This window comes from Propionibacterium sp. oral taxon 192 str. F0372 (assembly GCF_000413315.1).
Lineage (GTDB): Bacteria > Actinomycetota > Actinomycetes > Propionibacteriales > Propionibacteriaceae > Brooklawnia.
In genome coordinates, this window is sequence record NZ_KE340297.1 from 332,668 (window position 1) to 343,457 (window position 10,790).

9 protein-coding genes are annotated in these 10,790 nt (G+C 60.5%); 8 read left to right on the top strand and 1 reads right to left on the bottom strand.

The genetic code is table 11. The annotated features are described in order from the left end of the window. Positions 1-44: 44 nt before the first annotated feature. Positions 45-1,211, bottom strand: coding sequence for a nucleotide sugar dehydrogenase (locus HMPREF1531_RS01595; protein ID WP_016668138.1), 1,167 nt, complete (start codon positions 1,209-1,211; stop codon positions 45-47). 315 nt (positions 1,212-1,526) lie between these two features. Between HMPREF1531_RS01595 and cysS the strand changes: the two genes are divergently transcribed. The 8 genes from cysS to cas2 all read left to right on the top strand — a co-directional run bounded on the left by cysS (position 1,527) and on the right by cas2 (position 10,584). After that, positions 1,527-2,927 (top strand): cysteine--tRNA ligase, encoded by a 1,401-nt coding sequence (cysS, locus tag HMPREF1531_RS01600; protein WP_036897984.1) that lies wholly within the window; start codon positions 1,527-1,529, stop codon positions 2,925-2,927. Positions 2,928-3,138: 211 nt separating this feature from the next. Further along, the gene (locus tag HMPREF1531_RS01605) at positions 3,139-4,512 is read left to right on the top strand and encodes a hypothetical protein (RefSeq protein ID WP_016668140.1); all 1,374 of its coding nucleotides are present in this window, start codon (positions 3,139-3,141) and stop codon (positions 4,510-4,512) included. A 208-nt stretch (positions 4,513-4,720) separates the two neighbouring features. Then, on the top strand, positions 4,721-5,041 hold the full coding sequence (locus HMPREF1531_RS01610; RefSeq protein WP_156860129.1) for a hypothetical protein: 321 nt from the start codon (positions 4,721-4,723) through the stop codon (positions 5,039-5,041). A 165-nt stretch (positions 5,042-5,206) separates the two neighbouring features. Further along, complete coding sequence (cas7g, locus tag HMPREF1531_RS01615; protein ID WP_016668142.1) at positions 5,207-6,337, top strand: type I-G CRISPR-associated RAMP protein Csb1/Cas7g; 1,131 nt, start codon at positions 5,207-5,209, stop codon at positions 6,335-6,337. Next, the gene (gene csb2, locus HMPREF1531_RS01620) at positions 6,337-7,722 is read left to right on the top strand and encodes a type I-G CRISPR-associated protein Csb2 (protein ID WP_016668143.1); all 1,386 of its coding nucleotides are present in this window, start codon (positions 6,337-6,339) and stop codon (positions 7,720-7,722) included. Before cas7g ends, csb2 begins: the two co-directional genes overlap by 1 nt. A gap of 182 nt (positions 7,723-7,904) precedes the next feature. After that, positions 7,905-8,657: a CRISPR-associated protein Csb2 gene (locus HMPREF1531_RS01625; protein WP_016668144.1), complete on the top strand. Its 753-nt coding sequence runs from the start codon at positions 7,905-7,907 to the stop codon at positions 8,655-8,657. After that, positions 8,650-10,296, top strand: coding sequence for a CRISPR-associated endonuclease Cas4/Cas1 (locus tag HMPREF1531_RS01630; protein ID WP_016668145.1), 1,647 nt, complete (start codon positions 8,650-8,652; stop codon positions 10,294-10,296). The genes HMPREF1531_RS01625 and HMPREF1531_RS01630 overlap by 8 nt, the downstream gene beginning before the upstream one ends. A gap of 3 nt (positions 10,297-10,299) precedes the next feature. Further along, the gene (gene cas2, locus HMPREF1531_RS13160) at positions 10,300-10,584 is read left to right on the top strand and encodes a CRISPR-associated endonuclease Cas2 (protein WP_016668146.1); all 285 of its coding nucleotides are present in this window, start codon (positions 10,300-10,302) and stop codon (positions 10,582-10,584) included. Positions 10,585-10,790: the final 206 nt, after the last annotated feature.

Genomic DNA, 10,790 nt, shown 5'->3' on the forward strand with positions numbered 1-10,790 from the left:
GAAGGGGTCGAATTGGATGATGCCACACCCGGCGGGAACGAAGGTCAGTCCGCCCCGAACAGATCGCGGGTGTAGACCTTGTCGGCGACGTCGGCGAGCTCCGGCGACAGCCGGTTGGCGAGGATCACATCGCAGGCGGACTTCAATTCCGCCATGTCATGGGTGACCCGCGACCCGAGGAAGGTGGATGCCTCCAAGGTCGGTTCATAGACCAATACCTCGACCCCGACCGCCTTGATGCGCATCATGACGCCTTGGATAGATGAGGAACGAAAATTGTCGGAGCCGGTCTTCATGGTCAGCCGGTGTACCCCGACGATTTTGGGCTTCCGAGATAAAACGTCGTCTGCGATGAACTGCATGCGAGTCTCATTGGATTCAACGATTGCCTTGATGAGGGTCTGCGGTACGTCGCGGTAATTCGCAAGCAATTGCCTGGTGTCCTTGGGCAGGCAGTATCCGCCGTAACCGAAGGAGGGATTGTTGTAGTGCCCCCCGATCCGAGGATCAAGCCCGACCCCTTCGACGATCTGGCGGGCATCCAGTCCGCGCTGGGCCGCATAGGTGTCGAGTTCGTTGAAATAGGCCACCCGCATGGCCAGATAGGTGTTGGCGAACAGCTTGATCGCCTCGGCCTCGGTAGGCCCGGTGATGAGCACCGGCGTCTGCGGTTCGAGGGATCCTTCTAGCAACAGCTGGGCGAAGACCCCGGCCCGGGGGCCGCTGCCGCCGGCAACGATTCGCGACGGGTGCAGATTGTCGTACAGGGCCCGGCCCTCACGCAGGAACTCCGGGGAGAAGATGATTTCGAGATCTGGGTAGCGCTTGAGCAACACCTCGGTGTGGCCTACCGGCACCGTCGACTTGATGACCGCGGCGGCTCGTGGGTTGGTGGCGGCGATCCGGTCGATGATCTCGTCGACACTGGAGGTGTCGAAGTAGTCGCGGGTCTCGTCGTAGTTGGTGGGGGTGGCGACGACAACGAACTCGGCACCATCAAGTCCTTCGGTGATATCCGTGGTGGCGCGCAGGTCGAGAGAGCCGGTAGCCAAGTGCTGTTCGATCTCCGGATCGCGTACCGTCGAACGGCGGGCGTTCACCTCAGCAACTCGGTGTGGGTCGGTATCGACTGCTACGACAGGGTGACGCTGTGCGAGAAGCACGGCATTTGCCATGCCTACATAGCCGAGGCCGATGACGCTTATTTTCACCTGCTCCCCTCCCTGGGTAGCTTGTCACAGCAGGAACGCTATTCCTGATTGGATCATTATGGGCCAAGTGGAGCCTGCCCGTGAAAACCGCAGCCCTCGCCGGTTCGTGGACACGTGCCCACCCGGCCTCGGATGCCTGGCATTGCTTGACAAAGCCTCCACAGCGATCGGCAAAATCGTGATCGTTCTGCCCTGCGCCACGACGTCATCGGGCCAATTTCTCTCAAGCTTCATGAAATCTGCACAACCGGGATATCCATGCTTGATGATGCCGCTTCGGAAGCAGGCGACCTGTACACAGTAGACTCACGGTCCGTGAGCTTCCATCTCTACGACGAGCGCAGCGGCACCGTGACCGAGTTCGTTCCCCTGATGCCCGGCAAGGTGTCCATCTACCACTGCGGGATGACCGTGCAGGCCGCTCCGCACTTGGGCCATATCCGCAAGGAGGTCGTCTTTGATGTGCTGCGCCGCTGGCTGAGCGTACAAGGCTTCGACGTGAAGGTGGTGGCCAATGTCACCGACATCGACGACAAAATCCTGGCCAAATCCGCAGCCCAGGGCATCGAATGGTACGAACTTGCCTATGCGGTCGAGCTCGAACTCCATCGCGCCTACACGGCGCTGGGATGCCAGCCGCCCAGCTATGAGCCGCGGGCAACCGGCCACATTCCCGAGATGGTGGCGCTGGTGCAATCTCTCATCGAGCGGGGACACGCTTACCAGGCCACCGACGGCTCGGCCGACGTCTATTTCGACGTACGCTCCTGGCCGGACTACGGTGAACTGTCCAACCAGCGGGTCGACGACATGGTCCCTGCGGCCGATTCGGACATGAGTGGCAAAAAGGACCCGCGCGACTTCGCCCTGTGGAAGGCAACCAAGCCGGGGGAACCGCTCACTGCGTCGTGGCCCTCGCCATGGGGTCCCGGACGCCCGGGGTGGCACCTGGAGTGCTCGGCGATGAGCTTGAAATACCTCGGGGAGTCCTTCGACATCCACGGCGGCGGATTGGATCTTCGTTTCCCGCACCACGAGAACGAGCTGGCCCAGTCACGAGCGGCCGGGTACGGTTTCGCAACCTACTGGATGCACAATGCCTTTGTGACAATGGCCGGTGAGAAGATGTCGAAATCACTGGGCAATAGCACGGCAGTCACCGAGATCACCAAGCAGCATCCGGCACGAGCCGTGCGGCTGTATCTGGCCCAACCGCACTACCGTTCGGCGATCGAGTACTCCCCCACCTCGCTGGTGGAGGCGACGGCCCAACTGGAGCGCATCGATTCATTCCTGGAACGCGCAGGCGCCACCGATGCGGTGGACTTTCGTTTCGAGGATCTCCCCGACACTTTCGTGACTGCGATGGATGATGATTTGGGCACCCCAGCCGCCGTCGCGGTCATCTTCGATCACGTCAAGCAGGGGAACCGGGCCCTGGATGCGGGTGATACCGACCAGGTAGCCCGGGTGCTGAAGCAGGTCAGGGCCATGTTGGATGTACTTGGCCTGGACCCCTTCGCGCCCGAATGGGCGACTGCCCCATCAGCCGGTCTCACCGATGTCGTTGATGGCCTGGTGCATACGCTGCTCGACCAACGCGCAGCCGCCCGGGCCCGCAAGGATTGGGCCGCGGCCGACGCGATCCGCGACCAGCTGACCGCCCTAGGCCTGACCATTGAGGACACCCCCGGTGGAGTGCGCTGGTCGCTGTAGGACACCCCACCGGTCGCGGGAGCTCACTGCGTGGCGAGTAAACCCGCTGAGCAGTGGCGTGGCGCACGAGCATGGTGGATGATGGTGTAGCGGCGCAGCCTCGCTCACCCACGATGAGTCAGCACCACTCATCACCTCCCGAGGCCGTGCTGCGTTTTTACCGGCATAGCCGAATATCACTCCTGCTTCGCAGGGCCCTTGGGAGGACAACATGGGTACAACTGGTCAACCACGCGCCAAGCAGCGATCACGGAATTCGCTTCATTCCTGGGAAAGTTTCATCTCTATTCTTCTCATCATCTCCGGCACCCTTGTCACCGCACTGCTCGGCATCCTCATTCCGCCCGGCAGGTGGTACTCGAGCTGGATGAGCCTATGGATTGTCCTATTCGCACTTGCATTCTTCTTTATGATCAGAAATCTTCTCAATGAACGTCAGAAAAAACGCGGAACCCTGTACTATCTGCGTTTCCTCGACAGTTCCATGTCTGATGTCCATGAGTCGACCCTTCGCGAAGCGAAGGATAAGTACATGGATCTTCGCACCATCACGTGGAGCTTCCCGCCATTTGACGAGATGTATGAGGAAACCAGTTACCGGCCGCAGATGCGGGACATATCCACTGGCGTCACTGGTTGCGCTCATGCCCTTGAGCAGGCGATGAGCAACGACACGTTGGACACGCAGTTCACCTATGCCCCCAATGCGATCTTCCCTGCAGGGCTGGCGATTGGTTATCAAACCTATTTCATGGGCAACACTACCTTCGTCGAGCTACCCGACGGCAGGGAGAATAAGGATCTGGGACAGTGGGAATTGCAACCGTGGGCCGTCTTCGAGGACGCCCCGACCGTGTCCACCAATGATGATGAAGACGACGGCATTATCAGCTGGCCACCCGTGAAAGGCTGGTATGCACCACCGCAGCCAACTGGCGACGCCCCCGTGGCCCTCACATGGACAACGAAACCCAAAGAACCCCTTCACCCTCTCCCGGAGTGCTGGAACATCCCGGAATCTAACCATTACGTGCTGGAATGGGCAGAAGACAGTGGATGCACGATACCGAAGGATCAATCACCCAAGAGCAACAGGCAGATCAACGAATTCGCCGCCTGCTGCGCACGTTCCCTGTGGGAGGTCTCACAAAAACATCCTGATTCTCCCATCGTCTTGTGCACTCGATTGCCGAAGTCAGTTCAACTTGCCATCGGCTGGCGTCTGGCTCAGAAACTCGACAGACCTGGACCCCAGCGCGTGCCGTGGAATCCATGGAAGAACCTGATCACCGTACAGTTCGAGAAACCAGACCCAGGCAGAGGCTGGATCATCGTCCGGGCTCATCCTGCCCAGCCGCCCCTTGACGAGGTGGCCTTCATGCTCGACTTCGAGTCGACCACCAACGAGATGTTCGAGGAACCACCGAAAACACTGAAGCTACTGAGCCCACTAATTTTCTTTTGGATGATGTTGGGCTGCAGCCCGGTGTCGCGGCTGATGGCGTATCCGCGTCCAACACGGCTTGCTACTCGCAACCCGGTGTCACGGCTGATCGACTCTGTAGTGAGAAGAAGGAGACGCTGATCTTCCCACCGGGGCTGCGCCCAGCAGCAGTGCACACATCGGAACGATAACGATGTTGGTATCAGCACACGCGGGCGAGCCATGGCGATAATGTCATCCCAAGCCGGTTGTTGACCCGACGAGCAGCGTCCGCCGTCGGAGCACAACCACTTCGGGGGGCGCCGTGCACGTTCGCAAGCTCATCAACTTGACACCGCACGATGTCGCCGTGTCCGCTCCCAGCGGCAAGTCAGCAGAACCTGCCCGATACCCGGCTCGCGGCACGGTGACCACGACGCTGATACCGAAGACGAACACCGCCAACAAGAAAAACCTGTTCGCCCGGCAGATGACCGAGAGCAAAACCGCCTTCACTGGCTACATCGTGGTGCCAGATAGCACGGACACGACGATGCTGGAGAAGACCGACCTGGTCTATTTCGGCGAGTGTGGCTCGGTACATGGCCTAGCGGATGCGCCCGAAGTTAGGCAACTGCTGACGATGCCCAACCCGGTGTGCAATGCCTCGGTGTCCCCATGTGGGCGCTAACAAGCAGATTAGATACTCCTCGGGACCCGTGACCCCACAGCCCCAAAATTGCCGGTGCCTTCTGCGAAGCTTTGACCATGCATCCGGAGTCGTGGGTGATCAAGGTGGCACCATCCTCGCCACTATGTCTACTGCTCAGCCCGCACCACGAGAGGAGGACAAACGATGAAAACCCTTGATTTCGGCACCTTGCGTGAAGCGGTCCGGGCCAGCCATGTGGCGATTCGCTGCCGCATAGAATTGCGGCCCGCCGACGGAGTCAACGACAAGGTCTTCCCTTCTTCCTTCACACCTTCTGTCGGCTCCCCCACCGGGTATGCGATGGAGGCCTACGTCGAGGATGGCGTGGAAAAGCTCAGTGTCCTGCTTGATTCGGTGGCCTCCAGCACCAGCCGTCATCATCTGGCGCTCCAAGAAGGCTTGGCCTCAAGAGAAATCACTTTCCCGAACCCCTATGTCGATTTCACCGTCGACGAGGAACTCGTGGACATCGGCAGGGTCACCGCATTGCAGGCACCATACGGGCTCGCCGATGCCATCTTCGGTGACTCGATGCTCGACGGCACCCTGTTCCGGTTCAGTGAGCTGGGCCATCGCATCACCGACGCCACACCGAACTCCGCCACCGCCTTATTCCTCGCCAATCCGGTCGCGTTGCTCATGGGCATGTGGGATTCCACAGACCCCAAAGGTGGGGTGGGCTCGAAATTTGAACGGGCTTTCGTCTCCGAGATCGTCGGATTGGGGGCACGGCTGGGGGCCAAGGTCGCGGATTCAAGCAACCCATCGGGGGCCCATCACGAAAGCATCGCCTCGTCGATCAACCACCAGGTGGGCGAGATCACCATCGAAACAGCCATCCAGACCACGGTTATCTCCTTGGCTGCGCTTCGCAAACTCCACTTCCCCACCGATGCATCTGGTGCGGCACTCACGGGCTCGGCACGCATCCGCGCCGAGATCGCTGCCCGCACCGCCATCGCAGCACTCGGGGTGGCGGCAATCGCTCATCAACGCGACTTCGGCTATGACCTCGGCTCCCGGTGCCTGCTGGTTCCTACCCAGGAGGCACACATGGAACTGGTGCCACGTGATGGCTCGACTCCGCCGGTGTTCACCATTGACCGGAAGGCCGCCAATAAGGTCTTGGAGGAGGCCGCGCTGGAATGCGCCGAAGCTGGGATGGCTTGGCCGGTTGATGAGATCCGGTTGGTTCCGGCGCCCAAGCTGTGCGAACTGATCAAACGAAGTCGTGCCCAGTCTCGCCAGTCCCCCACCAGCGGCCAAGGCGAATGATGCTGACCATCGAAGTCAACTTCTTGACCGGACGCTATGTTGCCTCGGCCCACGATGACCGGGATGAACCCGAATGGCCGCCCCACCCTGCACGGCTGTTCTCGGCATTGGTCTCGGCGTGGGCCACAGCGCCCGCGGTATCCGACGAGGAAGAAGCCTTGCTGCGTCACCTTGAGCACTGCGGTGCCCCACGGATCGGCGTCGGCGAGGCACGAGAGGTTTTTTGCCTTGTTGATGCCAAACAGGCTGAGAAGACCCCAGCCGTGCCCAACCTAGTACCGGAAGTGATGCCGCAGGGCAGACCCAGGCAATCTCGTATGTTCTGGTCAATAACCCTGATCCCTGACCGCGACGGGCGATGCATCGTCACCTACACGTGGGCAGACACCGAACTGAGCGACGCCCAACGCCATGTTCTTGACGCATTGTTGATGCGGGTCACCAGGCTCGGGCACTCGTCGTCGCTGGTGAGCTGTCGGCTCCTGGACAATCCCGTCGCAGCGACCCACTGGCCCTCAGGTGCCACCGAGCTGCTGCGTACCGCCGGGGCGGGCCAACTCGACGCGCTCATCGAACATTTCCGGCGTCATCAGGGCTACCTGCCCCGTGCACTGCCAGCGGTCTCCACGCCGTATACGCCGACGACCACGCCGCCCAAGCCTCCAACCAATCGCGATCTTGGAGGTCACTGGTTCGGTTTCGAGATCCGGCCCCGCATCGGCGCCCATGGGCTTGCCAACCTGACCGGTACCATCCGTCAGACTCTCCTCAAGGCGTGTGCCGTGACCGGGGCGACGCGGGGGCGCGATGTGTTCGTGCTGGGGCTGCCTAATGTCGGGAATCCCCACGCAACCGGCGACCTGCTGGGTGGTGCGGTGATTCTTCCTCGCGACCTCACCCCCACGGAGCGCACGCCCCTGCTGCGGGCACTGTTCGCAACCCTCGACGGGGTGTCGCCGGTCACCGGCGCGAGTATGCCGCGCATCACCCGGGCAGGTGAGCAGACCCCGGCAACTTTGCAGAAAACCAGGTGGTCGAAGCCCTCCCGATACTGGTATTCGGCCATTCCGCTGGTGATCGCAGGATCGCCTGATCACAAACTGTCCCCGGCCGATTACGACATCTGGCTCACCGAATGGCTTACCCGATCGTGTACTCGGGCCGGGTTGCCCGCCCCTGTGAGCGTTGAGACCACCGGCCAACCGCTGCTCGTGGGGGCACGACCGGTCGGTGGTTTCCCGAAGGTCGTTCAAGCCGGGCGCCCACGCAGGCTCGTGCATGCGCGTATCGAGTTCGCTGATCCGGTCGCAGGCCCGTTGCTGGTCGGAGGCCAGCGCACCCTCGGTTTTGGGCTGATGGCTCCCACGGAGAGATGCCATGAGTGACGTCGCATTGCGATTTCGCTGCCTTCTTCCATCAAGTACGAGGCTTCACCCTCCTCGGTTGGCAGGTGCAATTGGTGAGCACCTGATTCATTGCGCCACATACGCCGCAGAGACCAAAAGACCAGGGTTCGTTCTCTCCTACGCTTATGGCGTGGGATTCCACCATGTCTCGGAGGTATCGCATGAGCAATCTGCATGAAGAACACAGACCATCGGGTGTCGAGGCGTTCCGCTGGCGCTTGGTCACACCCCGCGGTTTCCGCGCGAAATATGCGGTGTTGGCCACCGACCGATTGAGACAGGCGGTGGTGCACGGGCTCGATACCTCCACTGACCCGAACGATTTCCTTCTGGGCGGGCATAACGCCGACGAGCGAACCCGGCGACGGTGGGGGCGGCATGCGCACGCCCACTGGTTATGGACCGAGGACCGCGGTCGGATCAAAGATTTGGTGCTGTGGTCACCCACTGGTTTGCCGAATGCCCAGGTACGCAGGGTGCTGTCGGTCAGCAAGCTACCTCGCTGGCCGGAGGAACCTGATGGGTATGTGGGAGGTGAGTTGCATCTGTACCAAGTCGGGCCCGGCAAGATGGTGCTGATGGACATGGGGCACTCGGTCGTGAGCAGTTGCTGGGAATCAGCGACTCCCCTGCTCACCACCTGGCATTGCAAGCCTCACCAGGATTGGGGGGAGTTGATCGCTGCGTATCTCACCAGGGAGTTGGCGCACCGTTTCGGTGACGATGCGCCGCACCTGGTCGATCTTGAACTGACCGAGGAGAAGGGCTATTTCACCCGAAGATGGGACCCTGCAATGCCTGCTCACAAAGCGTTTTGGGTGGATCGGTTGGTATTGGATAATCCAATACCAGGCATCGTGTGCCTGGGTGCGTTGAGTCATTTCGGCTTTGGCAGGTTGATGCCGTATGAATGAGCAGATCGACCTCGTACCGGCGCGGATGGTCAACGAGTATGTCTATTGTCCGCGCCTGTGCTACCTGCAGTGGGTCCAGCAACGCTGGGAGCACAACGATGACACCGCCCTCGGCGCCTTCCGCCACCACAGCGTCGACGGGAAGGGCGGGCGAATGCCTGCCCCGGGAGAAGAATCTCCACCGGATGCGACCTTTTCGGTTGCATTGTCTGATCCTGAATGGGGGTTGAGCGGTGTGATCGATCGTGTCGATCACACTGGTGGCCGCGCGATACCCGTGGATTTGAAGAAGGGCCATCCACGGATGGATGGCACCGCGTGGCCAGCAGACCAGGCGCAGATATGGTGCTACGCGGCGCTGCTGGAGGCCGCAGGATTCCTCGTCGATGAGGGTCATGTCTCTTACGACGAGGGGCACACCAGAATTCCGGTGGTGTGGGATGACACGGCCCGGGTGAGCTTGCGTGCGATGCTGTCGGAGATGCGAGTGGCCATGGGCCGCACGGAGGCACCCGCTCCATTATTGGATGATCCCCGGTGTCCGAGGTGCTCATTGGCAGGTCTGTGTCTACCGGATGAGATGAACGCGTTGCTGCATCGCAGTCAGGCGGAGCTTCACCGCATTCTTCCTCGTAACCCAAATGCCAGGCCGTTGTACGTGGTGGAGCAGGGATCGGTGGTCCGGGTGAAGGGCGGGCGCATCCAGGTGACTCTCAAGGATGAGGTTGTGGCCGATCTGCGCCTGATTGATGTGCAGCATGTGTGCGTCGTCGGTCATGTGCAGATCACGACGGAGGCATTGACGAGGCTTTGGGCCGTGGGTGCGACGGTGATCTGGCTGAGCTACGGCGGATGGCTCAATGGGTGGTCGCAAGCTCATCCCGGAAAATACGTTGATCTAAGACGTCAGCAGGTTGCACGAGCCACCTCAGGGGGAGCTCAGATCGCGTCGGCGATCATCGCCGGAAAGATCCGCAACCAGCGGACGATGCTCATGCGCAATGCGAAACAGTGCGTGAGTACCCACGTGCTTGCCAGCCTGAAACAGTTGGCGATGGATGCGTCGGCCTGCGACGATACGGCATCGCTTTTGGGTTACGAGGGCACAGCAGCCAGGATGTATTTCGAGTATTTCGCGATGATGTTGTCTGACCAGCACTGGCGGGATTCGTTCCGGCAGGCTGGCCGGACCCGGCGTCCACCCACCGATCCAGTCAATGCCCTGCTCAGTTTCTGCTACTCGCTACTGGTCAAAGATCTTGTGGTGGCCTGCTTGGCCGTGGGTCTTGATCCTTACCTGGGAGTGCTGCACCGTTCACGCTATGGTCGTCCTGCAATGGCTCTTGATCTTGCGGAAGAGTTTCGCCCGATCATCGCTGACTCCGTGGTGATCCAGGTGCTCAACAATCACGAGGTCGACGAGAAATCATTCATTGAACGCAATGCTGGTGTCCAGTTGACCTCAGCGGGACGCAAGGCAGTTCTCGAGGCCTATGAGCGACGAGTGCAGCAGGAGTTCAAGCATCCCACATTCGGGTATCGCATTAGTTATCGTAGAGCATTGGAGGTACAGGCCCGTATCATGGCTGCGATGTTCGTCGGTGAACTGCAGGATTATCCTCCCGTGGTGACGAGGTGACCGATGAGCAGAACTCGTTATCTGATTGCTTACGACATCTGCAACCCACGCAGGCTCCGCCGGGTTGTTAAAATCATGGAAGCATACGGGCAAAGATTGCAGTACTCAGTTTTCTTGTGTGATTTGAGTCAGTCTGAACTTCTTTCGTGGCGCAGCGAGATTGTGCCCGAGCTCGTACAAGTGGAAGATTCTGTGGTTCTCATCGATCTCGGACCTCCCGGGTTTCGTCCGGTGGAGACTATTGGCACCCCACGACATCTGCCCAGTTCGGGAGCGGTGATCGTGTGATGCGAGGTCTCCACTGCTGCGAGTGCTACGCGGGAGCGCTCGACCCCCTTGCCACGCGGGGATACGAGGCACATACAGCCGATGCATCGGCAACACTTGTGGGTACTGGCGCGCGACCCCTCGCAACAGCTGCTAAAATCGCTAGTGCTTGCCCGCGTGTCGAGCGAGCCGTATCGCCCTCTGATTTAGAGGGCCCCTATTGAAGC

What these genes read in the sequence shown, in the direction of transcription:
- HMPREF1531_RS01605 (WP_016668140.1), top strand. Translation starts at nt 3,139, where the DNA reads ATGGGTACAACTGGTCAACCACGCGCCAAGCAGCGATCACGGAATTCG.
- cas7g (WP_016668142.1), top strand. Translation starts at nt 5,207, where the DNA reads ATGAAAACCCTTGATTTCGGCACCTTGCGTGAAGCGGTCCGGGCCAGC.
- csb2 (WP_016668143.1), top strand. Translation starts at nt 6,337, where the DNA reads ATGCTGACCATCGAAGTCAACTTCTTGACCGGACGCTATGTTGCCTCG.
- HMPREF1531_RS01625 (WP_016668144.1), top strand. Translation starts at nt 7,905, where the DNA reads ATGAGCAATCTGCATGAAGAACACAGACCATCGGGTGTCGAGGCGTTC.
- HMPREF1531_RS01630 (WP_016668145.1), top strand. Translation starts at nt 8,650, where the DNA reads ATGAATGAGCAGATCGACCTCGTACCGGCGCGGATGGTCAACGAGTAT.
- cas2 (WP_016668146.1), top strand. Translation starts at nt 10,300, where the DNA reads ATGAGCAGAACTCGTTATCTGATTGCTTACGACATCTGCAACCCACGC.